This window comes from Gluconacetobacter diazotrophicus PA1 5 (assembly GCF_000021325.1).
Taxonomy (GTDB): domain Bacteria; phylum Pseudomonadota; class Alphaproteobacteria; order Acetobacterales; family Acetobacteraceae; genus Gluconacetobacter; species Gluconacetobacter diazotrophicus.
The window spans coordinates 491,543-518,116 of sequence record NC_011365.1; the positions used below are offsets into that span (position 1 = coordinate 491,543).

The following is a 26,574-nucleotide window of genomic DNA, read 5'->3' on the forward strand; positions in this document are numbered from 1 at the left end:
CAATGCATTGTGGTCCGATTATCGTGGCGGCGGAATGGCGAAAGATGGCCGTATGTAACAAGAACCCGTCAGAGCGTCGGGCGGCCGCCCCGGCGCGAGGTGACCAGCCCCAGGACCAGGATCAGCGCCAGGGTCACGCTGCCCAGTTCGATCTGCACCCGGGTGTCGGGGGTCAGCATCATCGTCACCATCACCAGCAGGATGGCGGCGACCGTCAGCCATGACAGATACGGAAACAGCAGCATCGGAAAGGCCGGATGGCGCCCCGCGCGCTTCATCTGGCGGCGCAGGCTGATCTGGGCGAACACCACCATCAGGTAGTCGAACAGGATCACCGCGCCCGAGGCGTTGAGCAGGAAGCCGAAGACTTCGCCCGGGAAGGTCGAGGCCACCACCGTCAGCACGGACGCCACCAGCGCCCCAGTGGAAATGGCCCGGCGCGGCGCGCCGCTGGGACCGGTTCGGACCAGCCAGCCCGGCGCGTCGCCATGCGCCGCCATTTCGAACAGGATGCGCGAGGTGACATAGAGGGTGGAATTCAGGCACGAGGCGATCGCGACCAGCACCACCAGCGTCATCGCGCCCTCGGCCCCCGGAATGCCGATGCGGTGCAGCACCTCGAGGAACGGGGAATGGCCGGGCTGCACCTGGTTCCACGGAACCAGGCACAGGATGACGCCCAGCGACGCCATGTAGAACAGCATCACCCGGATCACGACGGTACGGATGGCCTGGACGATGTTGCGGCCGGGGTCGTCGGTTTCCGCCGCCGCGACGGTGGCGATTTCCGCCCCCGCGAAGGTGAACAGGATCGCCGGCAGCAGGGACAGCGACGCGCTGAAGCCATGCGGCATGAACCCGCCCTGGTCCCACAGGTGCGCAAGCCCGCCATGCAGCGGCGGCCCGATCACCCCGAACAGCGCCAGCCCGGCAATGACCGTGAACACGCCGATCGCCGTGATCTTCATCAGCGAGAACCAGAATTCGAACTCGCCATAGCCCCGGACCGAGCCCATGTTCACGCCGGTCATGACCGCCGTCAGCCCCAGCGCCACGCCCAGGGGCGGCACCCCCAGCATCGGCCCCGCGACCATGCCCGCCGCCTTGGCCTCGACCGACGCCACGACAACCCAGAACAGCCAGTACGACCAGCCTGTGACGAAGGCCGCCCGATGGCCCAGGCCGCGCCGGACATGGCCCACGAACGACCCGGCATCGGGGCAGTCGATCGCCATTTCACCCAGCATGCGCATGACCAGGAACACCATCAGCCCGGCCAGCAGGTAGGACAGCAGCACCAGCGGCCCCGCGCCCTGGATCATCACCGAGGTGTTCACGAACAGTCCGGCGCCGATCATCCCGCCGATCGCGATCATCGAAACGTGGCGGCTGCGCAACGAATGGGCCAGGCCGCCCCCCGTGGGAGCAGCCTTCAGCATCGACGGGCCGCCGTCACCGGCGTGAAGCTGCGCAAGGTGCCTTGCATGCGAAAATCTCCGAAATCCATATCCAGCCGGTCGGACACGCCGTTGGCGAAGTAGCGCATGCCGATCGCGTAGTCCGGCCGCATGTCGTGCGACGCGGGGGTATAGAACGCCACATGCACCCGGCCCGACGGCTGGCGCGCCAGCACGGGATAGGGGCTGGCCGACGGCGGCTGTATCCAGCCCAGCAGCATGACGTAGGTATATTGCGCCCCATTTTCGCCGGTACCGTCGAACAGCATGGGCGAGAAGGCCTGCTCCCCGTTCTGCGCCGCGCGGATGATCGCTGCGGTATGCGCCATCGGGAACAGCGTGCCGGCAGGCAGCGGGACCGTATGGACGCTGGGCTGGGTATATCGGACCTCGCCGCCCGACGGCGTCATCGTCGCCTCGCCCATGATGCGGCTGGGGGACTGGTCGTTCGAGGTCTGGACGGTGCGAAAGACCAGGTGGTGGCCGTCCTTGGCCTCCAGCGTCGCGTAGTCGGATTCCATGTCGGTCACGGCCCCCGACCGCGACACGGTCTGCAGCCGCAACTGCTGCTGCGTGGACCATGACGCGCAGGCATCCGTGACGCCGTAGGTCATGGTACCGCTGGCCGATACGGTATCACCTCCGGTGACCGCGGCCAGCGTCAGGTCATAGACCGCCCGATGCGGGGCCAGCGCCACGGCCCCGCCCGCCGCGGGGGCCATGGCCGGGGCGGCGCGCGCCGGCACGACCACCAGCCCCAGCATCGGCCCGGCGACCACGGCGCGCGCCACGATCCCGCGAAGAAGAGGCCACCATGTCATGGCGCCAGCATGACCCCATCGCGATACGCCGCGCAATCGCACAATGACGCGCGGTCCTTATTCCCCGGCCTTCACGCCGGGCTTCGGCCGCGGCAGGTTCAGCGCCAGCGACAGTTCCTTCAGCCGTTCGGCGGGCACGGGGGCCGGCGCGCCCATCATCAGGTCCTCGCCCTGCTGGTTCAGCGGGAAGAGGATGACCTCGCGGATGTTCGGCTCGTCGGCCAGCAGCATGACGATGCGGTCCACGCCCGGTGCCGAGCCGCCATGCGGCGGCGCGCCGTAGCGGAAGGCGTTGAGCATGCCGCCGAAACGGGCCTCGACCTCGCTGGCCGGGTAGCCGGCCAGTTCGAACGCACGGATCATCACGTCGGGGCGATGGTTGCGGATGGCGCCCGAGGACAGTTCGACGCCGTTGCACACGATATCGTACTGATAGGCCGTGATCGTCAGCGGGTCCTGGCCGTTCAGCGCCTCCAGCCCGCCCTGGGGCATCGAGAACGGGTTGTGCGAGAAGTCGATCTGCCCCGTTTCCTCGTTGCGCTCGTACATCGGGAAATCGGTGATCCAGCAGAAGCGGAAGGAGTCCTGTTCGATCAGGTCCAGTTCGGTCGCGATGCGCGTGCGCACCAGGCCGGAGAATTTCACGACCTCGTCGCCCTTGCCGGCCGCGAAGAAGACCGCGTCACCGGCCTTCAGGCCTGTGGCCTCGCGAATCGCGGCGACGCGCGCGGGCTCCAGATTCTTGGCGATCGGGCCCTTGCCACCCTCTTCGTCGAAGATGATGTAGCCCAGGCCGCCGGCCCCGGCTTCGCGCGCCCAGGCATTCAGCTTGTCATAGAAGGCGCGCGGACGATCGCCCGCCCCCGGCGCCGGAATCGCGCGGACCTCGCCCCCGTCGGCGACGATGCGCGCGAACAGGCCGAAGCCGGAGTTGGCGAACGATTCGGTCACGTCGCTCAGCAGCAGCGGGTTGCGCAGGTCGGGCTTGTCGCTGCCGTACAGCTTCATCGCCGTGGCGTAGGGAATCCGCTCGAAGGGGGCCGCGCTGACCGTGCGGCCGCCGCCGAATTCGCGGAACACGCCTTCCATCACCGGTTCCAGGGTCGCGAACACGTCTTCCTGGGTCGCGAACGCCATTTCGAAGTCGAGCTGGTAGAATTCGCCCGGCGAGCGGTCGGCGCGCGCGGCCTCGTCCCGGAAGCACGGGGCGATCTGGAAATAGCGGTCGAAGCCCGCGACCATCGCCAGTTGCTTGAACTGCTGCGGCGCCTGGGGCAGCGCGTAGAACTTGCCCGGATGCATGCGGGCCGGCACCAGGAAGTCCCGCGCGCCCTCGGGCGAGGACGCGGTCAGGATCGGGGTCTGGAATTCGACGAAGCCCTGGTCGGTCATGCGGCGGCGCAGGCTGGCGATCACCTGGGCGCGCAGCATCATGTTGCGATGGACCTTGTCGCGCCGCAGGTCGATGTAGCGGTAGGTCAGGCGCAGATCCTCGGGGTAATGCTCGTGCCCCGCGACCTGGAAGGGCAGCACGTCGGCCGAGGACTGGATGTCGACCTGCTGCGCGCGCAGTTCGATCTCGCCGGTCGGCAGGTTCGGGTTCTTCGTCGCCGCGTCGCGCAGCACGACTTCGCCCGTGATGGTCAGCACGCTTTCCACGCGAACGCGCTCGACGGCCTCCAGCACCGGGGAACCGGCGGGAATGACGATCTGGGTCATGCCGAAATGATCGCGCAGGTCGATGAACAGCAGGCCGCCATGATCGCGCTTGCTGTGCACCCAGCCGGAGAGGCGGGCCGTCTGCCCGGCATCGCTGGCGCGAAGGGCCGCGCAGCTATGGGTACGATAGGGATGCATGGTCTGGTCCTGTGTCACCAAAGGCAGGGGACGGGACGCCATGCGCCCCGCGCGATCGAAGGCGGAGGAAGCCGGGCCGGGCCGCCCCTGTCAAGGGTTGCCGAGACGGGTCGGCCGGCCGCGTGGCGTCATGCGTGTTCGGGAAACAGCCCCGCCAGGCCGGCCTGCGTGGCCTGGCAGCAGCCGCGCTCGGTAATCAGGCCCGTCACCAGGCGCGCGGGCGTCACGTCGAAGGCCGGGTTGGCCGCGCGGCTGTCCGGCGGGGTCAGGCGCACCGTCTCGATGCGCCCGTCTTCCGTGCGGCCGGTGATGGAGGTGACCTCGGCGCCGTTGCGTTCCTCGATCGGGATTTCGGTCAGCCCGTCACTGACATGCCAGTCGATCGTCGTGGAGGGCAGCGCGACCCAGAACGGCACGCCGTTGTCATGCGCCGCCAGCGCCTTCAGGTAGGTCCCGATCTTGTTCGCCACGTCGCCGGTCCGCGTGACGCGGTCGGTGCCCACGATCACCAGGTCCACCGCGCCGTGCTGCATCAGGTGGCCGCCCGCATTGTCGGCCACCACCGTATGCGGCACCCCGTGGCTGCCCAGTTCCCATGCCGTCAGCGCCGCGCCCTGGTTGCGCGGGCGGGTTTCGTCCACCCACACATGGACGCTCAGTCCGCTGTCATGGGCCATGTAGATCGGGGCCAGCGCGGTGCCCCAGTCGACGGTGGCGATCCAGCCGGCGTTGCAATGCGTCAGGATGTTGACCGTCGTGCCCTCGCCGCGCCGCGCCACGATGTCCTGGATCAGGCGCAGGCCGTGCCGGCCGATGGCTTCGTTCTGGGCCGCGTCCTCGTCGCAGATGCGCCCGGCCTCGTCATACGCGGCGGCGACGCGTTCGGCGGCCGGCAGCGGCCGCAGCCGGCCCAGCATCCTCTCGATGGCCCAGCGCAGGTTGATCGCGGTCGGGCGGGTGGCGGCCAGCAGGGCGGCGTCGCGTTCCATCGCCGCGTCGCCGGCATCGACGCGCAGCGCCAGCGCCAGCCCATAGGCCGCGACCGCGCCGATCAGCGGCGCGCCGCGCACCTGCATGGTGCGGATCGCGTGCGCCACCTGGTCCCGTTCGGTCAGGCGCAGGATGTCCAGTTCCCACGGCAAACGGGTCTGGTCGAAGATATGGACCGACCAGCCGTCATCCTGGTCCACCCACACGCTGCGATAAGGTACGGTGCCGATTTTCATCCTGCGCGATTCCGTTGAGTGAGAGAAAGAGAAGGCCGCGCGGGCTTATATCAGGCTGAATTGGGATTGGCTTTCAAGAAAGCAAGGCCGGGGTTGCCCCCGGCCTTGCCCCGACCTTGCCAACCAGGAACGCCTCAGCCCTGGATTTGGGTCAGCGTCGCCGTCAGGCGGTTGGCGAAGGCGGTCGGGTCCTTGGGGCTTTCGCCGTCCTGGATCCGCGCGATGTCCAGCAGGATCAGCGCGATGTCCGCCACCGATTCGCCGCGCGCCACCCGGTCCGCCAGGTCGCGGATCAGCGGATGGGTCGCGTTGATTTCCAGCACCGGGGCCTGGTCGGGCACCGCCTGGCCGCTGCGGCGCAGCAGGCGCTGCAGTTGCAGGTCCGGCCCCTGCCCCGCCGCCGACAGCACGACCGCGCTGCCGACCAGCCGGTTGGTGCCGCGCACGTCCGACACGGCCTCGCCCAGCGCGGCCTTCATGGCCGGCAGCAGCGCCTCCAGGTCGGCCCGGGCCCCATCGTCCTGCGGGGCCTCGAACTTGTCCAGGTCGGCGTGACCCTGGCTGACGCTGCGCAGGGCCTTGCCCTCGAACGTGCCCAGCCGGTCCGGCCAGAAGGAATCGACCGGATCGGACAGCAGCAGGACCTCGATCCCCCGCGCCCGGAAGCCTTCCAGTTGCGGCGAGGCCGGCAGCGTGTCGGGGTTGTCGCCGGTCAGGTAATAGATCGCCTCCTGCCCGTCCTTCATGCGCGACACGTAGTCGGCCAGGGTCGTCCAGCCTTCTTCCGTGCTGGAACGGAACCGGGCCAGGCCCGCCAGGTCGGTGCGGTATTCCGCGTCGTCCCAGATCCCTTCCTTCAGCACCGGGCCGAAATTGTCCCAGAACGTGGCATAGGATTCCGCATCCTTGGCCCGGCTGCGCAGTTCGTTCAGCACCCGATTGGTCACGGCCTTGCGGATGCGGGCCAGAACCGGGGTGGCCTGCAGCATCTCGCGCGAGACGTTCAGCGGCAGGTCCTCGGTATCCACCACGCCCTGCACGAAGCGCATCCACGGCGGCAGCAGCGCCGCGTCGTCGGTGATAAACATGCGCCGGACATGCAGACGCACGCGGCTGTCACGCACCTGCTCGCCGAATTCGAAGGGCCGGCTGCCGGGGATGAACAGCAGGGCGGTGAACTCGATCGTGCCCTCGGCATGCCAGTGCAGCGTCGCCCAGGGCGTATCGAAATTATGGCTGACATGCCGGTAGAATTCGGTGAGCTGCTCCTCGGTCACCTCGCCTTTGGGCTTGCGCCAAAGGGCGGTTCCGGCATTGGCCGGCGTGTCCTCGCCGTCGCGGCGGATGGTGATCGGCCAGGCGATGTGATCGGCCCATTTGCGCACGATCGATTCCAGGCGCCATGCATCGAGGAATTCGTCGGCATCTTCCTTGATATACAGCACGATGTCGGTGCCGGGGCGCTCACGCGTCGCGGGGCTGAGGGTGAAGCTGCCCTTGCCGTCCGACGACCAGCGCCACGCCTCGTCGCTGCCGGCGCGGCGCGACACCACGTCGACATGGTCCGCGACCATGAAGGCGGCATAGAAGCCGACGCCGAACTGCCCGATCAGGCTGGGACGGTCCCCGGCGTTCTCCCCAAGCTTCTGCTTGTCCAGTTCCTGGCCGAAGGCGCGGGTGCCCGAGCGCGCGATGGTGCCCAGGTTGCGCGCCAGCTCGTCCTTGCTCATGCCCGCGCCGTCGTCGCTGATGGTCAGCCGGCGGGCGTCCTTGTCGGGGTCGATGCGCACCCCGGCCCCTTCCGGCAGGGTCCGGGCGGCGTCGGTCAGGGCCTCGAACCGGCGGCGGTCCGTGGCATCGGCGGCGTTGGCCACCAGTTCGCGCAGGAAGATCTCGCGCTCGGAATACAGCGCGTGGACCACCAGGTCGAGCAGCCGCCCGACCTCCGCACTGAACGCATGTTCCTCGCCCCCTGCCTGGGGTGCGGGCTGGGCCTTGTCCGAATCCGTAGCCTGATCGGTCATGTTTGTGTCTCTCCGTTCCACACTAACGATTTAGGCGGTCATATGGGTCACGAAATGCCTGTTTTCAATGACCTGCGACGCGCTGCATACCCGTCATTCGAAGTCCGTCGGCAAAGTGGGCGTACGATGGTGCTCGAACATCCGCCGGATCTGGTCCGGCAGCACGCGGCCCAGGGACAGGTCGTCCGGAATCTCGTCCGCGCCGAACCAGCCAATGCCCGACGTCTCCAGGCTGGTGGCCGGCGCCCCGCCCGCCAGATCGCACAGATAGAACAGCTTGGCGCAGGAAAAGACCGTGGCCGGGTGGCCCTGCCGGGTGCGGTCCCACAGCGCCGCCAGCTTGCGCACCGTAGCGATGTAGCCGCTTTCCTCGCGCACTTCCTTCACCGCGCTGTCGGCGGGGGTCATGTTCACGTCCGCCCAGCCGCCCGGCAGGGTCCAGCGCCCGCCATCCAGCGTTTCGCGCACCATCAGCAGCCGCCCGTCCGAGTCGAACACCGCCGCGCGCACGTCGATCTTGGGCGTGGCGTATCCGTCCTGGCCGACGAACAGCGCCTCGATCCGCCGGGCCGGGGTGGCGGTATGGGCCGCCATCATGCGCGCGGCCAGGGCGCGCAGCATCTCGTAGCGTTCCCGATCGTAGGGGTCGCGGGTGAAGGTCAGGCCCGTCTGGGCGATCGCCTGGATCTCGCGGCCCCAGACCAGCCAGTCGGGCTCCCCGTCCCGCTCCGCCCCGCTCATGTCCCACCCCCCGGTTCCAGGCCGTCCGGCGTCCAGTCCGGGGGCGCCAGTTCGAAGCCCGAGAACTGGAAGGCCGGCGCCACCATGCAGCCGACCGCGCTCCATGCCCCCAGGCTTTCCGACGCCTGCCACGCCATGGCGGGCACCACGGCCTGCTGCACCTGGCCGGATGTGGGGCACGGGCCCAGCAGCAGGACCTGCTCGCCGCCCGCGCCCGCAATGCGCAGGCGCAGCGGGGCACCGCCCTGCCAGCACCAGATCTCGGCGGCATCCACCCGATGCCAATGCGACCGCTCGCCCCGCGCCAGCAGGAACTGGATGGTCGTGGCGGCGCCGCGGCCGCCATCGGGCGGCGTGTCCCGCCATAGTTCGCGATACCATCCGCCCTCGGGATGCGGTGACAGCGACAGCGCGGCCCGCACGGCCTCCACCGGCAGGGTCGGGTCACGCAGATCCACAGCGTGGTCAGTCATCGGGCATGTCCTCGATTAAAGACGAACGGGATATCACCGTGGGTCCATGCACGCGTTTACGGACCGGCAGGGGGCGGGAAGTCCAGCATCGCGGCCGTGTAGGTTTCCACCACCTGGCTGAACGGCACCCCGTCCTGGCGGTACAGCAACGCCCGATGGCGCAGGATTTCGGCGGGGATGCGGATCGTGCCGGATGCGGCGGGGGGAAGCGGATGCTGCTCCCACCCTTCCGGCAGGGGGGCGAACAGGCGGGTGCTGTCCAGGGTCCGGCGGGTGAAATGCAGGGCGGCCACCGCATGCCCGAACGCGGTGTCGGTATGGTCCAGCAGCGCGTTCATGGCGGGCGTCAGCCGGGCGGGAACGTACCAGTTGTCCGCGACCGACAGCACCCGCGACCCGCATGTCAGTTCCACCCGGCGATAGGCCACCGCCTCGCCGGGCCCGACATCGAGGTCCCGCCGCTGCGCCATGCTGGGCGGCCGGGCGGCAACGGCCACGCGCCGCGCGACGACCTGCGTGACGGGCGACAGACGATGGTCGCGGCACCAGCCTTCCAGCGTCAGGGTGGCGCTGGGGTGGGACAGCAACCGCGCATCCAGCGTTTCGATCAGCGCCTGCAATTCCAGCCGCGCGACCGGCGTGTCGGGCCAGGACGCCCCGCCGCCATCGGCCCGGGCGGGCGCCGCGACCAGGCTCGCGGCAACCCATGCCCCTACCCCCAGTCCCATGATCCCTTTCACGCGCCGCGTCACGATCCGCCCCCCATGCCGCTGGCCAGCACCAGATAGACGACGAACACCGCGTCCAGTGCCAGCAGGATCGGCGTGACCTCGGCCCAGCGCCGCCCCGCCACCGCCAGCACGGTATACAGCAGCAGCCCCAGCGCCAGGCTGACCATGAAATTGCCGGTCATGACCGTGACCAGCACCATCAGCAGCGGCGCCAGGACCCCGCCCACGTCGCCATCCCCGGACTGGGCCCCCGATCGGCCCATGTCCGACAGCATACCCAGGCCCACCAGCACCAGCACCGGCGCGGTCGCCACCGCCGGCACGGCGGTGATGACGGGCCACAGCACGGATGACAGCAGGAACAGCAGGGCGACCGTGACGCCGACCAGCCCGGTACGCCCCCCGGCCTCGGCCCCGACCAGCGATTCCAGATAGGCCGAGACGGTCGATGTCCCCAGCACCGATCCGATCACGCTGGCCGTGCCGTCCGCGGCGAAAGCCGCGCGGCCCAGCAGCGGCTGCCCGTCCTCGACCGTCAGGCCGGCGCGGCGCGTCACCGCCATCATGGTGCCCGTGGCATCGAAAAAGTCGCCCAGGAAGAAATAGATCGTGACCGGCAGGACGATGCCGATATGCGACAGGAAGCCGTGGAAATCGAACGGGAACAGCATGTTGGTGGGATAATGCGGCCATTCCAGCCAGGCCGCCGGCAGGGTCGTGACCGGGTGGCCGCCAGGATGGCGGACGAAGCAGCCGGCGACGGTCACCGCGACGATGGACAGCAGCATGCCGGCGGGCACCCGCAGCATCTGGAGGGTAGCCGCCAGGAACAGGCCGGCGAGTCCCAGCAGGACCGCCGGATCGTGCAGCGAGCCGAAGGAAAATCCCTGCGCGCCCCCGACCGCCAGCCCCCCGCTGACCATGCCGATATGCGCGATGAAGGCCCCGATGGCGCAGTGGATTCCGTTGCGCACCGGAATGGGGAAGCCCATGACGATCCTCTGCCGCCACCGTGTCAGCGACAGCGCGACGAAGGCCAGGCCGCCGATCAGCACCATCGTGAAGGCGACGGACGGTTTGACGCCCATCTGCACCACCACGACCTGGGCGAAGACGAGGTTGCTGCTCATGGCCGGGGCCAGCGCGATCGGCAGGTTGGCCATCAGCGCCATCAGCAGGGACCCGCAGACCGACGCGGCGATGGTGGTCATGATCATGTCGTGCCGGTCCAAACCGGCCAGCGCCATGATCGCGGGATTGACGATCATGATATAGGCCATGGCCCCGAACGTGGTCAGCCCGGCGACCAGTTCCCGCGCCAGGGTCGAACCCCGGCGGGTCACGTGAAAGGTGCGGTCGATCCACCCGCGCACCCCGGCGCCGTCATGCCTCAAAGCCTCGATTCCTCTTCCGTATCGGGGCGGCACGGATCGGACGCCACCGGCGGGCGAATGTCCTACCGGTTCCGATATGATGCAAGGGTGGTCGACAGGGCACCGGCATCATGGCCGACGTGCCGCATCAGGGCGGCGCCGCACCCTGGACGAAAACATTCATTGCGAAATTATCTTATACCAATATACAATTTGACGTACCGTTTGAATTGCCAGAACTTCTTTGAATCTGTTGTGGTAAAGTTTATACTAGCGTTTGCTGCTCGTCCGGACCCGATGCGACCTGTTCATCCCGCCGGCGGCGCCGTCCGGCTTGCCGGATCCCTTCCCCCGTTCGCCGTGCGAGGCCGAGCATGATGTCAGTTGCCCAGGTGGCCGTAGACGCCGAATTGCGGCGTGCCTTCACGAACGTGCCGGATGCCACGCGCCTTCTGGTCCATGACGTCGTCGAACGGCTGACGCCCGCACTGGTCGCGGCGTTCTACGACCATTTCACGTCCCATCCCGAAGGCCAGACCTACCTGACAGATCCGGAGACGACGGAGCGCCTGCGCGGCACCCTGATGGTGTGGATGGCCGAACTGTTTTCCGCGGCGCCGCAGCACCCGCAGCGGATGGCCGATTCGCAGCGGCATATCGGGCGCTTCCACGCACGCTCGTCCATTCCCATCCATCTGGTGTCCGAGGGCGTTTCGCTGGTCCAGCGAACGATCATCCACGCGCTGGGTCATGAAAACCTGACCCACGAGGAACTGACCGACGCGGTACTGTACGTCACCAACGTGCTGACGGCCGCGACCGGGGTGATGACGTTCACCTATTGGCGGCAGCGCGAACGCGCGGCGTCGAACGACGTGGCGTACCGGCTGTTCGCGCTGAACCAGGACCTGTCGCGCGAGGGCGAGGGCCAGAAGGCCGCGCTGCTGGGATGGAGTTATAACGTCCTGCGGTCGCTGTATGTCGCCAAGACGCCCGAGGATTTGCAGACGATGGGGCTGGCCCGGTCGGAATTCGGCCTGTGGGTGACGTACAAGGTCGGCCTGCTGTTCGAAGGGACGGATATTTCGGCCCTGCTGACCGGCCAGATCGCCAAGGTCGATAACGAATTGCTGCCGGCCATATTGGAAGACATGGCGGCGGAACGCGATATTTCGCCCGCCCTGGCCGCGCTGCATGCCGGCGTCACCGAAATCCTGAGCAGCCTCGAGGTCCTGTTCCACGCCAGCCGGAGCAGCAACGATGTCGAGGACCCGCTGACCCGCGTGCTGAACCGGCGTTTCCTGCCGTCGATCATATCCTACGAACTGCGCGTCGCCCATCAGACGGGGCGGCCGATGAGCGTGCTGTTCCTGGATATCGACCATTTCAAGCACATCAACGACACGTTCGGCCACGCGGCCGGCGACTCCGTCCTGCAGGCCATCGCCCGCGTGCTGGAGGAAGCCAGCCGGCTGAGCGACGTCATCTTCCGCTATGGCGGCGAGGAATTCCTGGTCCTCATGGGCGATACCGATACCGAGCAGATGCTCATCGGTGCCGAGCGCCTGCGCCAGAAGATCGAGAACACGCCCATCCGACTGCCGGACGGCAACCTGCACCAGATCACGGTGTCGATCGGCGCGGCCCAGTATGCCGGCCACCCGGATTACGAGGAACTGCTCCGTGCCGCCGACGCCGCGCTCTATCGGGCGAAGCGGAACGGGCGCAACCGGATCGAGGTCGCCGACGCGCCGCACCATACGCCCGCCCCGAGCCTGGAGGGTGCGTCCTGATCCGGCTGAGGCCGTAACCGGATTCACCAGACCTAGGCGGCGGCCCGGTCGGTCGGGGGGCGATCGGAATCGGCCGCGCGCCGCCCCTGCGTTACGCGTATCCCGTGAGTCAACATCAGTTCGCCGATCGTCTCGGACGTGATCAGGCCGACCAGGCGGTCGCCGGCGTCGACCACCGCGACGGCCGGCAGGTTGCCCTCCTGCAACAGGCGCAGTGCCTCCGACAGCGGCTGGTAGGGATGGATGGCGGGGATGGCCGGCGTCATGGCATCGGCCACCACCGCGCCGGGCCCGTCTATTTGCAGATGGTTGATCAAGGCCGCCTGCGTCAGCACGCCCTGTAGCCTGCCCTGCCCGTCCATGACGGGAAACAGCGTCTGTGCGCAGCGGATCGCGGCCCGTACCGCCTCGTCCAGCGTCGTGAGCGTCGGCAGCGTCTCGTACCGGGTCATCATGGCATCCGCCGCGATCATCCCCTGCGCCACCTGGCGCAACTGCACCATATGGGCCTCCGACGCGGCGCCCAGATAGACGAACAGGGCGATGAACAGCAGGATCGGATTGCCGATCAGCCCCAGGAAGCCCAGCAGGAACGCAAACCCCTGCCCGACCGAGGCTGCGACCTGCGTCGCCCGCACGAAACCCATCCGATAGCCCAGAAGCGCGCGCAGCACCCGCCCCCCATCCATGGGAAAGGCCGGCAGCAGGTTGAACAGCAGCAGGAACAGATTGACCGAGGCCAGACGGACGACCATCCCGCCGCCGCCCACCATCCCGCTCGTCGCGGCATCCAGGCTGGGCCACGTTCCCGTCGCGGCGAACAGAAGCAGGCCGATGACCAGATTGACCGCCGGCCCCGCCAGCGCCACCAGCAATTCCTGCCCCGGCCGTTCGGGCATGCGCGACAGGCGCGCGACGCCGCCGATCGGCAGCAGGGTGATGTCGGATGTCGTCACGCCGAAACGGCGTGCCATCAGGATGTGTCCGAATTCATGCAGGACCACGCAGACGAAGACCAGCATGATGAACACCACGCCCTGCCACGCCGCCGCAGGGCCGCCCTGGGCACCGGCGACCATCGCGATCCACAGCAACAGCAGGAAGAACGTCACATGCACGCGGATTGCGGTGCCCGCGATGCGCCCCAGGGGGATCGACCATGTCATGCTTGCCCTCCGCTGGGCTGGAGCCCCGCAGGGGGCTGCATCCACAACGCGCCGCGGCCCTGCCGGTTTGGTTCCCGGCGGCGACGATCAGGCGGCAGGCTGGGCCGCCCGCCGCCGGGTGATGCGGAAGACCGTGTCGCGCAGCCAACGATGCACCGGATCGAAATCGTGGCGGGGGTGCCAGGCCTGGAAGGCCTCGACCGGTTGCAGGGCAAAGGGAAAGTCGAACGCGACCAGGCGGATCAGCTTGGTCGGCAACCGGTCGATCACGATGTCGGGCATGGGCAGGATCATGTCCGTCTCGCGAATACTTTCGATCATCGCGAAATGGGACGGCACCACCAGCACGACGCGCCGCCGCAGGCCGTAGCGTTCCTGCAGGATCGTATCGATCGGGCCGCGCCGCAGGCCCTTGCGCGACACGCCGATATGATCGTAGCGGACCAGGTTCTGCGGCGTGACGCCCTCGGCCAGGATCGGATGTCCCCGCCGCACCATCCCCCGGATCGACATGGCGAACAGGCTCTGCCGGCGCAGTTCGGGACGCATCTCGTCGGTCGCGCCGATATACAGGTCGATGGTCTGGCGGCGCATCGCGTCCCCGACATGCTCGTCGGTTTCGGGGGTGAAGCAGACGTCGCACTGCGGACAGTCCCGCCGCAGCACCTGGACCAGTTCGCTGGCGAAGGCGCCGACGATCACGTCGCTGGCGCGAATGGTGAAACGCGGCGAAACGGTCGTCAGGTCCAGCTTTTCACGATCCTCGTGCAGCCGTTCGGCATCCAGCACCAGTTGCCCGACTTTTTCACGGATGCGCGTGGCGAAGGCGGTCGGGACCATCCGCCGCCCCGACTGCACCAGAATCGGGTCGCCGAAGGCCTCGCGCAGCTTGCCCAACTGGCGGCTCATGGTCGGCTCGCTGACCTTCATGCGCCGCGCGGCGGCGGAAACGCTCTGTTCTTCCACCAGCACATGGAGATAGCGCAGCAGATCGAGGTCGTATTGGCGCGGCATCGGCCCCCCAGCCGTCGATTTTCCCGGGACGAAACGATATTGCCCGACCCAGGCGAAAACTGAAATCGTCGACTCGCGATACTGTGGGGATGCGCATGCGGTGCAGGGCCGCAACAAGCAGACCTGCAACAATCAAGATGAATTGGATTCACGTATAGGCATTCATAGGGGCCGTCCCGCATGGAACAGACCCGGTGCCGCGATGCGGCCATCCATACAGACCGACCTGCAATGCCAACGCGCCTGGCGTGTTGGCGTCCCGTACGGGATTCGAACCCGTGTTACCGCCGTGAAAGGGCAAAACTTAGCCTTGGACAACTGCGGGCTCCGTGGTTATCGCGTTGAACTCACACACTTATTATGTCATCCCCCGTCACCCATTGTCACCCTAAAACACCTCCGTTGTGGCTCAAAAATGGCTCATGATTTTGGCCGAGGATTTTGGCTCAAGCGGGATTTTTGAGTTTAAGCGCAAATCGGCGCTAATAGGACTGTTGCATGTGGCTGTTCGGAGCCACGCCCTATGAGGAACGCAACATGACTGCTTTCGATCCGCATCTGTCTCTCGTCCCGCGCGGGCCTCGCGCCGACGATCTGAGCATTTAACGCAAACAGGCGGCTGGATCACCAGCCGCCTGCCGCGCAGTCAACAATCAATCTAAGGTCCGCATTCCGTGTGTGCTTCCCGGCCGCCGGAATGAGATGTCCCCATTGTATGCGACCTCCACGCAAGTCGCAAATCTGGAGACGGACCATCGAGGTCCGCCATGGCTCGTCCATTCGCATCCTTCACCGAGTTGTCCGCGCCCCTCGTCGGCCGCAAGACCGGCATCAACCATGATCTGCAAGACCGGCTTGCAGTCATGGACGCCCGAGCGCTTCGTATCATGGAACTTGCTGGAATTAGGACGCACACACACAATGGCCGCGACATCTACAGGATCAGTGAAGTCACGCTGATCGTCGAGAAAATGCCGCAAGAACGTCTGCGCCGTACGCTCCTTATACCTTCTCAGGCTTACGGAATACGGCGCGAGCGGGGCGATGAATTACGCTTCTACGCCGAGAACCACATGAAGACGCCGCTTTGTTCTGGCACGTTCACTTGCTCCGAGATGACCCCCATTGGGGGCGATCTGGTCGGAGACATGAAGCGTCTGCGCGGGCGGATAGGTGACATGTTGAGATGGTGCCGAAGAGGGCCGTTCTCTGGTTATGGTTTCGATGTTTTGATGCTGGCGAACGATTTCGCCTTCCAGTTTCATCCGCTGACGGGTGTATCCGTCAACGGTCACGTTAATTACTGCTATACGATGAAATCACCGATGCCACCTGAAGTCTGGGAAGACTTCCGTCGTGCCGTTCGCGAGAAGTTTGATCTTGGGTTTTATGTCACTGGTCCTGTGACTGACCTCTCGGCGCTGCTCGACTACATGACGAAGTTATACAAGGCCGAGCGAACCCGGACCGACGAAATCTTATTCTCGGACCTGTCTGATGATGTCGCCGCCTGGTTTCTAGGACAGGTCGATCAGATGTGGAACTTGACCCCGCTGGCTGGCTTTAAGGTGTTCCGTGCCAGCCTCAAGACGGACAAGGAGAAGGTAGTCCGGAAGCGCGCCGTTCCGGTCCGGAAGCCGGTCAGGACCACGGATGGCCGGTCCGTCGATGCGCTAGTGCCGCCGCGTCCTCGCGAACACAGCCTCGTCGTAGCCAAGAGGCTGTCGCCTCGGATATTGGCCGGTGCTGATGATTCGCCGTTCCCGCCTGGATTCACCGAGGGACCGCCGAGGGTTCGTGTTCAGGATCAGCATGTTAGCCACCCTGTGTATGCTAATTACGCCATCCATTCCGATATCGCATCGAACCGTGAAGCTGCCGCCGCCTCGCCGCTGGGAGCGACGCCCCCCTCCGGGGGGCTAGCATCGGGGGCCTGTCCGTCGCCTGGCAATTCTGTGTTGGATCAAGGACTTGACGGGTCTGTGTATGCTAATTCCGCCAACGGTTCCGATTTCGCAACGAAGAAGTCACGCGGCCATGTCGAGAACCTTGTGATCGCCCGCGAGCGGTCATCGCCGACCGAGGCCGGCATCTGGGAAACCTGGACCCAGGTCATGAACCTGACGTTGAGGCCAGAGACAGAGGAAGGTGAGCGAGGTTTGGCGATCCTCCTGAGGCACCACGAGCAGGCGACGGCGCAGGCTCGGCGGAATGGCTGGACCGGGCGTGTGGGTAATCCCCTAGCGCGGTTGGCGGCCGGTCTCGTCGCCGCCGATTCCGCCGAGCCCCATATTCCTGATGATCAGAGCCTTTTTATGCACGCTAATTCCGCAACTCAAAACGATATCAAAACGATTCCTGAGACCATACCGACATCGCCCCCGTCGCTTCCTGACGCTCCGCCATCGTCAGCATACAGTCACCCCTCTGCCGAGGACGTGGCTGCGGCCCGTTCCGTCCTGCCTCCTGAGGTCCTGTCTCGCGGCCTTCCCGACGTGTATCTTGTCATGTTGGCAAACGGCCAAAGAAGAGAAGCTGAAATAGCCAAGCTGCCGTCAATGATGGGGCGGCATTAGGGTTGTCTTGGTTTGTCATTCTTCCTTTTCTGTTTCTGATGATTGTCGTTCTGTTGTGTGTGTTGATCGTCTATGCCAAAAAAGTCTTTTACAGACTGCCACTGTTCGTTGTTTTGCTGTCGTTTCTCTGCACGTTCAGCCGCCCATTGCGTTTTGCGTTCTGCTTGTCTCTGTCGTGCCTCGGCCTCGCGATCAGCGATCGTCGTCGACTGGTCAACAGCAACCTGAGCTATCAGTTTTGTTCGGCGTTCTGCGTACTCAATCTGTCCGTCAGTGGGTTTAGACAGTCTGCGCATGAACGCCTCGGCCGCCTGTTGTGCGGCCTCGCGAAGCATGTCGCCCTGTATTTTTGCGCGCTGAAACGCTTTGCGGGCGGCGGTCTGCGGATCGTCGCCTTCCTCGTCAGCTAGTTCGCTGAGTCGTTGCGACAGAGATGCGGCTCTAGTCGCTGATGCAGCAGCCCGCTGCATCGCCGATATTGAGTTATCGCGCGCCCGTTGCGCTTCATTGTGCAACATTGCGGTCAAACGATCGTTTCGTGATGCAGCGATGTCCAGTCCTCGCGCTACAGACTTTGCAATATAGGCTTCGTCTTTAGCTTTGCGTTGTTCATCGCGCGCCGCTTTGACTGCACGTCGTGCCGCAAGTTTTTCTTGAAACGCGGCCATTCGTTCTGCTCGATGCTTGAGGCGAAGTTCAGATGGTTGATTTGTTTTGCGCTCGATCGCCGTGGCGGCCGGCCCAAGGTGTCGTGAGGGTGCTTCGTCGAGTCCACGGTCTGCGTGCGATCTATGGTCGATACGTTCTGTGGACCCCGCGAGTTCCAGGGCGTGATTGACCATGTCGGCCCATTCCCGGCGGATGCCCTTCATCTCTTGCATGGTGGATGGCAAACCGCGCCTCTGGCGTTCTCTGTTCTCAAGCTCGAATGTCGCCTTCGCACCGAAGACCGGCTTGCCGTTTTCGATGGTGACGATCCGGGTTGTCGCCATGAGGTGAGCATGATGGTTGCGATCGTCTCCGGTCCGGCTCGGCTCGTGGATGCAGATGTCAGTCGCAACGCCGTATTTTTGATGCAGCATCTTCGCGAATTCGGCGGCGAGCTGCTGTCGATCTCGGGGTGATAGCTCGGACGGTAGAGCTAGAAGCCATTCGCGCGCTGTCCTGCCGTCCTTCCGCTTCTCTGCTGCCTCCGCCGCGTTCCATAATGTCTCGCGATCGACGCGCTGGTTGCCAACACTGCAAGCGGTCGCAACGACGCCGTTTTTGTTTCTGTAATCGTGAATCTGGCCGGTGCGCTCGTCGGTCAGTTTCTCAGCAGATCGGTAGGCGGCAGCGGCGACGGCGGATCGTCCGGCTGATCGAGAGATTGGTTTGCTGGACAGGGACATGATCGCCATCGCTGTTTCCTCTGTTCCGCCGCCGCAGGTGACCGACGCCGCTGCGTCGCACGTCGAGTCCGCCAGGACTCGTAAGTGCGCCTTTGTCTCGCTTGCGCTCGCCAAAGGAATGGCCGTCGTCGGCTATAATAGCATGTCACCAGTTATGGAGCGGCGAAGTGGAAAAGTCGGTTGGACGTTTAGAGCGAGCGAAACAGCGGCTGACGCAGGCTCAAGCCCGATACGAGAAAGTGTCGTCGGTCGAGAGCCAGAAGGCACGGAAAGAGGATGTGAGGCGGAAGATCATCGTCGGTGGTGCCGTCTTGGCGATGGTGGATTCAGACGATCGTGCGGCGTCTCTGCTGAATGTTGTGATTGATGGTCTGAAGTCGGATCGGGACAAGGCGCTGTTCAATGTCAGCGCCGCTTGATGATGACAGCGACGACGTCCTTGATCGCACGACGCTGTTGTTCGTCGGCTTGGTTGAGGCGTTGGATGCCGATCGCCTGGCCAGGCAGCACCTGGCGGTAGCCAGTGCGGAGCAGGCTGCAAAACAAGCTATGGTTCAGGCCGAGGCCATCAAGATCGTGAGGATGGCCGGCAAGATCGCGCGCGTCTCGGAACAGGCGATGACGCGACGTCCGGTCCTGCCCGTCTTGATCGCCGGTCTGGTCGGTGCGGCGATGGCGCTGATCGCGGTCGGCGGCGGATATGGCGCCGGTCGGCTCGGGATGTGATGTTACGCCGCGCGTAACATCGTCAACGGGAGATGAAACGATGGGACGCATGGCGGAACTGGCCCATGATGCTGAGACTTGGCGTCAGCAGCAGGATCAAGACCTGTGGGAATGGGAGATGGAGAACTTGTGCCCGTCGTCAGCGCCAGCGCCTTCGGCGGCTGCCACGCGAAGCGTGGCAGCGGGGGAAGGGCGGTGCCACGCAGTGGCAGGCGCCAGGGAAGGGCGTGGGGCTTCACGAGCGAAGCTCGTGCTGGACGAAGACGACGATGTCCCATTCTGAACGTCTCATTAGGGCAGGGTCGTATGAGATGATTACGATGCAGGCGACAATCATCATTTTCTGTCTCACACGGATTGAAATCTCTTTTTGAGATACCATCTCAATGAGGTCTTAGATTCTATGGAGATGGGCATGAGGATCGGATATGCTCGGACCAGCACGACGGAGCAGGCGGCGGGGTTGGCGGCGCAAGTCCGTGATCTCGAAGCGCAGGGATGCAATCGGGTCTTCGCGGAACAAGTGTCAGGCACCATCACTGTCAGGCCGGAACTGGAGGCGGCCATCGACTATCTGCGCCAAGGCGATGCGTTGGTGGTGACGAAGCCCGACCGCTTGGCGCGATCGACGACGGACTTACTGTCGTTCGTGCATCGGGTGCAGGCCAAGGGCGCTGATCTGGTTATCCTGTCTATGGGGGGGCAGCCTTTGGATACCAGCAGTCCGACCAGCAAGCTGACGCTGACCTTGCTGGCAGCCGTAGCCGAATTCGAGCGCGACATTATGAAGGAGCGGCAGGCGGAGGGGATCGCAAAAGCGAAGGCTGAAGGAAAATATCGCGGACGCAAGCCGACCGCGCGCGCGAAGGCCGTCCATGTCAGGGCGATGTCAGCCGAAGGTGTCAGTCCTACCGAAATCGCGAAGCGGCTGGGGATCGGTCGGGCTTCGGTCTACCGGTGCCTAGCACTACAGTTGCGTTTTTCTGAGAGTTCTGAATCTATGGGTAACCATGATTCTGAACGAGATGAATAGCGCAGCTTCGGTCGAGGATGTTCTGGCTCTGACGCTGGAGGCGCTGCGGGACGCCAAGGAGCGAATGCGCCCGGTATTCGGCCAGGAGCGGGTGGCGGCATCGGCAGGCCGGTTTCTGGAAACACTACTGGGCAACGAGCCGCGCAAGACCGGCTGGATGCGGGCTGAAGCTGCGGGCGATCCGGGGCCATGGCGACAGCAGGCCCTGCTTGGACGCGGGCATTGGGACGCCGATGCATTGCGGGACGTCGTGCGCGATCATGTTGTCGAGCATCTGGGGGATGCCGACGCGGTACTGGTGGTCGACGAGACTGGTTTCCTCAAGAAGGGCTCTGCATCATGCGGAGTGGGACGGCAATATACCGGGTCTGCCGGCAAGATCACGAATTGCCAGATTGGCGTGTTCGCAGCCTATGTCTCTGACAAGGGGCATGCTTTTCTCGACCGGGCTTTGTATCTGCCGAAAGCCTGGACTGAAAAGCCTGAGCGGTTGGCGGCGGCCCATGTGCCGGGCGATGTCACGTTTGCCAGCAAACCGTCCCTGGCCACCGCGATGATCGGCCGGGCGCTTGCGGCCGATGTGCCGTTCCGGTGGGTGGCTGGCGACAGCGTCTATGGCGTCGGTGAACTGGAAATGGCTTTGCGCCGCGCAGGCAAAGGCTTCGTCCTTGGCGTCAACGCCAATCACTGGTTCCATTCCTGGCGTCCGGACATCCACTGGTCCGGCGAGGCGCGCGAAATCATCAAGACCCTGCCGGACGAGACCTGGGTCCGCTGTTCCGCCGGACGCGGCACCAAGGGCGAACGACTGTATGACTGGCTGTATTGCCCGATGGCCGATCTCGAGGCCTCCGAATATTCAGGTATCTCAACCGGGATATGGACCCGTGGGCTGCTGGTCCGGCGTAATCCCTCCGATGGCGATCTGGCATATTTCACGACCTGGTGCCCTCAGGGAACACCGCTTGAGATCTTGGTGCGTGTCGAGGGCACGCGCTGGCGAATCGAGGAAGGGTTCGAGACCGCCAAGAACGAATTCGGACTCGACCATAATGAAACCCGTTCCTGGCATGGCTGGCACCGTCACGTCTCGTTGGTCATGCTGGCTTACGCCATGATGGCCGCTGTGCGGTCCCAGGCCAACGCCATGGCGCTCAAAAAAAGCCAGTTGCACAAACGCGGCCGCTCATCCGCTGGTCAATCCAGGAAATCCGCCGCCTCGCCGTGAAAATTACCCGAAGCCGCGCCTCCATCGAGCATATCCTCCGATGGTCGTTCTTTCGACGTGCTCATCAGGCCGCAGCATACCTCTCGCGCCTCAGGGCAAAAACGCAACTGTAGTGCTAGAGGTCGCGTGATGAACGGCTTCCGACGGCCTGCCATAAGCGCATGTTAGACCGGCAGCTATGCGGGAGGGGAGGAAGCGGAATGTTTGGTTCGGGTCTGCGAGGGTAGAAAAGCTGCCATTCGCACTACCGTCCTTCATGAGAGCTATACGCCCCGATGTCGCGAAGACTTAAGGCCGACAAGAGCGGCCCAAGCCCACCTCCCCCCCCTTGAGTGATCTAAACAGCAAGATCCTGAGCAGTCAGTTCGGCAATTGTCGCCAACTGCTGAGCCAAAGCCGAGGGTGCCGCCTGCAACCATGATGCCGCCGTATCGGTCGAAATCAGTTCTCGGGAAGCGGCAATAGCTACCAACCCGGAGAAGCGCCCACGACGACTAATAGGAACGCCGGCGACGGGAAAATAGTCCGCCGTCCAGTTCTCGTTTGTTGTCCAATAATCATCAGGTGGTGGAAGCTGGTTAGATGCGACATGCCGGGTATCGACCTCGGCACCCCAGTTGCGCGAGACATTCGCGATGTGATACTTCGCGGCCGTTGCGCCAACGCCGAAGCGTTTCATGAGCTCGATCACCTGATCAGTCGGACTTGCACCACGCTTGACGATTTCGATTACAGCCTCACGCGGTGCCAGAAAGGAAATGGCGAAGGCATTAGCACGCGCCTCTACTTCGTCGCCGCCGCCGGCCTCGGCAGTGCGCAAGTCATCGTAACGGTCGACATGAAGGCGGCGCAGACGAGCTGGTGGATCCCAAAGCAAATGGCCAAGCTCGTGACACAAGGTCATCCGCCTCACCCAGACATTCTGGTTGTCACCTTCAGTATTGATGACGATCCCTCGATCGTCACCATTAACTACCGTTGCGCCTGCGAAGGCCGCTCCCATTGCGGCCTGAATCAGCGGAATCCCCAGTTGATCAATGAGCTCACGCACTGATGGGATTGGGGCAAGTGGATCTAAGTTCAGCAGGGTGCGCGTTCGTTCTGCCAGATCATACCCCCGGCGCCATACTGGAGCATAATAATCATCGCTCGCATCAAAGTGCTTGAGTATATTCGGAACAACACCAAGCTCGACCGCGAGCAAGTTTTGCCGCGATATCGTCCACGCCGCCTCCGCAAGCTTGAGCACCAGGGAGGGTGAGAAGCGTACGTTGTGTCCGGCACTCCCGAGCGTCCGCAGGCGGACTGCTAATTGCTGGTCGGCGCTCGCATCTGGTCGGACGCCCAGTTGCTCATCGTTGAGCCCAAGAGTTTGGGCAAGGAGTTGCAGGCGACGAACCGGCGAGATCGCCCCTAGCTGCTCAGCGCGCCGCACGTCGTTGACCGTAAGCATGCTAGCCCGAGCCACCTGCTCTTGCGTGAGTCCGAGCCTCACACGCTGCTCCCGCAGCGAGCGCGCAGGCTCATCAAGACTGACACTAATGACGGTCGCACCCTCATCGACCGCCTCGCGGAGTGCAGCGTAGCCGAATTGTTTTAATGCCCACCGAGCGGTCATGCGTGGTCCGGTCGCAGCGGGACGGTCGGGGGAAAGTTGCGACTGACTTCTGACAAAACGACGTGGGGAACTGGCGGCCCGATCTTCTGGTGTATCGCCACACGACTCCAGACCGAACACGCGGTCAAGTTCGGCCTTCAATGGGAGATTCATTTTACCCATTGCGGCAGACGAGACCCAATACGAAAAGGCCACGCATTTTCATCGTCCCACCCGTAACTCCACACCCCATAGCCCGAATTCTTAAACGCCCTAGCGACCGCAGTCATCTCTTCTTTGCTACGTGGACCATAACGACCTGAACCTCCGTCAAGCGCAACTGCATCGTTCTCGACAAAGACGAGCTGGCCGCCGCAATGCGCAGGACGAGCGCCTGTGAGATTGCTATGCTTGATTTCTTTCCCGTTGAGCGTATCTGCAAAGCTGCCGCATTCCGGCGCATGGACAACATCTTCGGCGCGCACGACCCACAAGCGCAACTTCGGATGATTTTTCATTAGCATCGGCGGCTCACCCTCAGCGACCTCGCCCGTCCCGTCGCGCCATTGTTCGAGCCCATCAGCGCTTGTCATCTCACGACGTTCGTCCTCATGACCTACGGGGGGACATTCTCTTTCCGGATAGGTGTGGCGAAATCGGTCAAAGGCTTGCTTCGTTTTGCTCAAAAAGATCGTCTTTCTAATCGAATCTATCTAGCAGGAACCAAGTTAGCTAGCTCCAGTTGTATCAATCCTACCCTTAGGCTCGAAAATGTAAACATAGCAATCGGCAGGCGCTTCTCGCTGGATGACAGCTTTCCCAAGCCTCGCGCTTGGAAGTAGCCCTACTACAGCCATCCCAACCCGCCCGGGGTCAGCACTTGAAATCTACGTCCGGTTTTGGAATGGTACATGTCCCGACCGGGTGACCGAGATGAGGGCAGAAGCGGAAGAGGGCTGGACATCCACCGCGATTCTCGCCATCGCAGGGGCCGCACGCATAACCGCCCCGCGCGACCATGGCTGCTCCTCTGCTTCATGAGCAGACAGGATCGCCCGACAAATAGTTGGTGCTGACGCCGAGCGAGCGAGGACCGGGAGCGGCGTAAGGCGCGAAGTGTCGGCGTGAGGGCGTGGTTACCACAGGATTTTAGCAAGCAGCGACAGAGCGGCTATCGCGATCGACAATAACCCCACCGCGAGCATTGCGCCGAAGCACGTCCGTCCTTTTCGTGGCCGACCTGGACCGCGCTTGATCACTGTCGCGGGCGCCACGTCTCCAACCTTGGCGCCAATGAACGCATCCAGGTCAGAGACACGAAAGCGGCGGTCACGCTTGCCGAAGCTGAACGATTTGGGTCCGCAGCCGAGCCACATCAGATTCCGCAGGCGCCCATGGGAGACGCCCAGATACTCGGCGGCCTGCTTGTAGTCCATCACGGCCGGCAGACGGCGTGACTCGTCTTCCTTACTCGTCATCGTCGCCTTCCTCGGCGGCGATGATGCCGGCCAGCCGCTCAGCCTCCTCGATCTGCTTGCTGATGGATTCCGGGACCGGCTGATAATACCGGTCCAGACTCTTCAGATCACGATGTCCCGTGACCCTCTTGAGGTCCAGCGGGTTCGGCAGCAGACGCGCGAGGCGGCTGGTCGCTTCGTGGCGCAGGTCATGGAACGTCAGGTTGTGGAGCCCGGTGCGTTTGACCATCCGCCCGTAACGCATGCTGAATGTAGACTCTTTGCCTACGCTGAACACGCTGTCGCCGGGCTCCGGCGGCGTCTCGTATGTGTCCCGTTTCTCAAGCAGGAGTCGCCTTGCTCCCGGCGTCAACGGGCGGATTTCAGGGCCTTGTTCTTCCTGGGTCTTGTGCGTCTTGGTCTTGCCGGACTCGCCCCCCAGCTTGATCAAGCTGCGTTCGATATCGACATCGCACCATCGCAGGCCGATCGCCTCACCGCGTCTTGTGCCCTGCTCGATCGACCAGCGGACCAGCCACACATCGTCCGGATAGACGGAGTCCGAGACAGCCACGATCAGCCTATCGAACTCCGTCTTCCCGTCCTTGTCCTTGTCTTCGTCGAGCCGTCTATTGCGCTTCTTGTCCGCACCTTCCGGCCGCTTCACGAACCGTCCGGAGGCGTAGTTGACGATGGAGGTATCCCACTCGCTGATGGCGTGCTGGATGACCGAGGCAAGTAGGTTTAGACGTTTGACGACCGTGGCCGGGGAATAGTCGGCAGACATCATCCGATCCCGGAAGCCGCGCACATCCGCCAGGCAGAATTTGGACAGCCGGACTCCAGGCAGATCCTTGTCCCGGAGAATGGCCGGGATATGCCCTGTCAGGTCAGCGCCACGCCCATCCATGCACTCCTTGGCATACCTGTCCACAAGGTCGCCGATGGTCTGCTTGTCGAGCGCGCTGGTGTCCTTGAATTGGCCGAGTTCGACCTTGGCGGCGGTCTCGTTGAGCCACCGTCGAGCCAGCGCGGCGGTCGAGAAGGTCTTGCGGTAGCGCTTGCCATCGACTTGCTTGCGAGCCTGATACTGCTTAGGGCCGCGGCACGAGATGCCAGCCGGCAAGGTCTTACCAGTCGCAGGGTCTATGTCCCCCTTGGCCCTGGTCACGGCCTGATCTCGTGTTTTATCGCTGCTGCTTGCCATGTCGCGAGGATAGCATCCTCCTCGCGATGGCTCAAATCTGGCTCAAAAACCCAAATTTTATCATGCCGTTTCCTCGAAAAACTCAAGGAAATCAATGGCGTCCCGTACGGGATTCGAACCCGTGTTACCGCCGTGAAAGGGCGGTGTCCTAGGCCTCTAGACGAACGGGACGTTGGACGAGGCAGCTTCTATGCCATCATGCGGCTGGACGCAACCCGCCTGATACCGGAAAATCCGCCCGCATCGCTTTTTTTCCAAGACCGATATTTTTCAGGCCGTTAGGGCGGAACGCGGCCTAACGAGCCAGGGTCAGCCGCCCGGCCACCCGCGCGTGGGCCAGGTCCCACAGGACGATACGGTCGGGGCCGCCGCCGGAAAGCGAGACCGCCAGCATGGCGTCGTCCTGCCGTGCCATGGCGGTAATGTGCGTCCCGGCCGGTTCGTCCAGCACAAGCGGGCCGTACGCCCCGTCAGGCGGCGACACCACCCGGACGGACGACACGGAATGGGGATGCGAGATGCGATGGACCAGGACCCCCACCAGCACCAACGACCCCACGGCGAGCAGGACCCCCATGCCGATCACCGCCGCCAGCAGGGCTTTCGAGCCGGGTCCGTTCGGGGCCTGTGCGTTCATGATTGCTTTCCGTATCCGGCCGCCGTCATTTTCCCGGCGGGCATTT

Annotated in this window: 23 protein-coding genes and 1 tRNA gene; 6 read left to right on the plus strand and 18 right to left on the minus strand. The window is 64.3% G+C overall.

Annotation, left to right across the window (positions count from 1 at the left end):
• Nucleotides 1–68 precede the first annotated feature (68 nt).
• The 9 genes from GDIA_RS02265 to GDIA_RS02305 form a co-directional block, all read right to left on the minus strand.
• Entirely contained in the window at nt 69–1,439 is a 1,371-nt protein-coding gene (locus GDIA_RS02265; RefSeq protein ID WP_012553127.1) for an amino acid permease, read from the minus strand.
• Complete coding sequence (locus GDIA_RS02270) at nt 1,433–2,278, minus strand: cell envelope integrity EipB family protein (protein WP_012553128.1); 846 nt, start codon at nt 2,276–2,278, stop codon at nt 1,433–1,435. Before GDIA_RS02270 ends, GDIA_RS02265 begins: the two co-directional genes overlap by 7 nt.
• Before the next feature lie 57 nt (nt 2,279–2,335).
• Nucleotides 2,336–4,135: an aspartate--tRNA ligase gene (gene aspS / locus GDIA_RS02275; RefSeq protein WP_012553129.1), complete on the minus strand. Its 1,800-nt coding sequence runs from the start codon at nt 4,133–4,135 to the stop codon at nt 2,336–2,338.
• A 128-nt stretch (nt 4,136–4,263) separates the two neighbouring features.
• On the minus strand, nt 4,264–5,361 hold the full coding sequence (mtnA, locus tag GDIA_RS02280; RefSeq protein ID WP_012226082.1) for an S-methyl-5-thioribose-1-phosphate isomerase: 1,098 nt from the start codon (nt 5,359–5,361) through the stop codon (nt 4,264–4,266).
• Nucleotides 5,362–5,495: 134 nt separating this feature from the next.
• On the minus strand, nt 5,496–7,385 hold the full coding sequence (htpG, locus tag GDIA_RS02285) for a molecular chaperone HtpG (protein ID WP_012553130.1): 1,890 nt from the start codon (nt 7,383–7,385) through the stop codon (nt 5,496–5,498).
• Nucleotides 7,386–7,478: 93 nt separating this feature from the next.
• Nucleotides 7,479–8,126 (minus strand): NUDIX hydrolase, encoded by a 648-nt coding sequence (locus GDIA_RS02290; protein WP_012553131.1) that lies wholly within the window; start codon nt 8,124–8,126, stop codon nt 7,479–7,481.
• Nucleotides 8,123–8,599 (minus strand): cupin domain-containing protein, encoded by a 477-nt coding sequence (locus GDIA_RS02295; RefSeq protein ID WP_012226089.1) that lies wholly within the window; start codon nt 8,597–8,599, stop codon nt 8,123–8,125. The genes GDIA_RS02290 and GDIA_RS02295 overlap by 4 nt, the downstream gene beginning before the upstream one ends.
• Before the next feature lie 56 nt (nt 8,600–8,655).
• Nucleotides 8,656–9,327, minus strand: coding sequence for a hypothetical protein (locus tag GDIA_RS02300; RefSeq protein WP_012553132.1), 672 nt, complete (start codon nt 9,325–9,327; stop codon nt 8,656–8,658).
• A 20-nt stretch (nt 9,328–9,347) separates the two neighbouring features.
• Nucleotides 9,348–10,724, minus strand: a complete 1,377-nt coding sequence (locus tag GDIA_RS02305; RefSeq protein ID WP_012226091.1) for an NCS2 family permease — start codon at nt 10,722–10,724, stop codon at nt 9,348–9,350.
• Nucleotides 10,725–11,077: 353 nt separating this feature from the next.
• Between GDIA_RS02305 and GDIA_RS02310 the strand changes: the two genes are divergently transcribed.
• Nucleotides 11,078–12,496: a diguanylate cyclase gene (locus tag GDIA_RS02310; RefSeq protein ID WP_012553133.1), complete on the plus strand. Its 1,419-nt coding sequence runs from the start codon at nt 11,078–11,080 to the stop codon at nt 12,494–12,496.
• Between the two features lie 32 nt (nt 12,497–12,528).
• On the opposite strand, the gene GDIA_RS02315 is transcribed toward GDIA_RS02310, so the two are convergent.
• Together GDIA_RS02315 and GDIA_RS02320 are read right to left on the minus strand one after the other, a co-directional pair.
• Entirely contained in the window at nt 12,529–13,662 is a 1,134-nt protein-coding gene (locus tag GDIA_RS02315; protein WP_012553134.1) for a site-2 protease family protein, read from the minus strand.
• Nucleotides 13,663–13,749: 87 nt separating this feature from the next.
• Nucleotides 13,750–14,676 carry a LysR family transcriptional regulator gene (locus GDIA_RS02320; protein WP_012226100.1) on the minus strand — a complete coding sequence of 309 codons (927 nt, stop codon included), beginning with the start codon at nt 14,674–14,676 and terminating at the stop codon, nt 13,750–13,752.
• Between the two features lie 767 nt (nt 14,677–15,443).
• Between GDIA_RS02320 and GDIA_RS02325 the strand changes: the two genes are divergently transcribed.
• Nucleotides 15,444–17,252: a hypothetical protein gene (locus GDIA_RS02325; RefSeq protein WP_012553137.1), complete on the plus strand. Its 1,809-nt coding sequence runs from the start codon at nt 15,444–15,446 to the stop codon at nt 17,250–17,252.
• On the opposite strand, the gene mobQ is transcribed toward GDIA_RS02325, so the two are convergent.
• The gene (mobQ, locus tag GDIA_RS18170) at nt 17,249–18,652 is read right to left on the minus strand and encodes a MobQ family relaxase (RefSeq protein ID WP_012226106.1); all 1,404 of its coding nucleotides are present in this window, start codon (nt 18,650–18,652) and stop codon (nt 17,249–17,251) included. The two genes, GDIA_RS02325 and mobQ, sit on opposite strands and share 4 nt — an antisense overlap.
• Nucleotides 18,653–18,810: 158 nt before the next feature.
• Here mobQ and GDIA_RS02340 point away from each other — a divergent pair, with 158 nt between their 5' ends.
• From GDIA_RS02340 to GDIA_RS02355, 4 genes are all read left to right on the plus strand, one after another.
• Entirely contained in the window at nt 18,811–19,062 is a 252-nt protein-coding gene (locus tag GDIA_RS02340; protein WP_012226109.1) for a hypothetical protein, read from the plus strand.
• The gene (locus GDIA_RS02345) at nt 19,046–19,369 is read left to right on the plus strand and encodes a hypothetical protein (RefSeq protein ID WP_012226110.1); all 324 of its coding nucleotides are present in this window, start codon (nt 19,046–19,048) and stop codon (nt 19,367–19,369) included. Before GDIA_RS02340 ends, GDIA_RS02345 begins: the two co-directional genes overlap by 17 nt.
• Nucleotides 19,370–19,784: 415 nt before the next feature.
• Complete coding sequence (locus GDIA_RS02350; protein WP_012553138.1) at nt 19,785–20,402, plus strand: recombinase family protein; 618 nt, start codon at nt 19,785–19,787, stop codon at nt 20,400–20,402.
• Nucleotides 20,380–21,630 carry an IS701-like element ISGdi12 family transposase gene (locus GDIA_RS02355; RefSeq protein WP_012553139.1) on the plus strand — a complete coding sequence of 417 codons (1,251 nt, stop codon included), beginning with the start codon at nt 20,380–20,382 and terminating at the stop codon, nt 21,628–21,630. Before GDIA_RS02350 ends, GDIA_RS02355 begins: the two co-directional genes overlap by 23 nt.
• A 337-nt stretch (nt 21,631–21,967) precedes the next feature.
• On the opposite strand, the gene GDIA_RS18175 is transcribed toward GDIA_RS02355, so the two are convergent.
• From GDIA_RS18175 to GDIA_RS02380, 6 genes are all read right to left on the minus strand, one after another.
• Complete coding sequence (locus tag GDIA_RS18175) at nt 21,968–23,389, minus strand: ImmA/IrrE family metallo-endopeptidase (RefSeq protein WP_157864093.1); 1,422 nt, start codon at nt 23,387–23,389, stop codon at nt 21,968–21,970.
• An 8-nt stretch (nt 23,390–23,397) separates the two neighbouring features.
• Nucleotides 23,398–23,913, minus strand: coding sequence for a hypothetical protein (locus tag GDIA_RS18180; RefSeq protein ID WP_244455082.1), 516 nt, complete (start codon nt 23,911–23,913; stop codon nt 23,398–23,400).
• 450 nt (nt 23,914–24,363) lie between these two features.
• Nucleotides 24,364–24,705, minus strand: coding sequence for a helix-turn-helix transcriptional regulator (locus GDIA_RS02365; RefSeq protein ID WP_012226117.1), 342 nt, complete (start codon nt 24,703–24,705; stop codon nt 24,364–24,366).
• The gene (locus GDIA_RS02370) at nt 24,695–25,891 is read right to left on the minus strand and encodes an integrase (RefSeq protein WP_012553142.1); all 1,197 of its coding nucleotides are present in this window, start codon (nt 25,889–25,891) and stop codon (nt 24,695–24,697) included. Before GDIA_RS02370 ends, GDIA_RS02365 begins: the two co-directional genes overlap by 11 nt.
• Nucleotides 25,892–25,986: 95 nt before the next feature.
• Nucleotides 25,987–26,062, minus strand: a tRNA-Glu gene (locus GDIA_RS02375).
• 124 nt (nt 26,063–26,186) lie between these two features.
• A complete protein-coding gene (locus GDIA_RS02380) occupies nt 26,187–26,528 on the minus strand; it encodes a hypothetical protein (RefSeq protein WP_012553143.1) in 342 nt (113 codons plus the stop codon).
• Between the last annotated feature and the right edge of the window lie 46 nt (nt 26,529–26,574).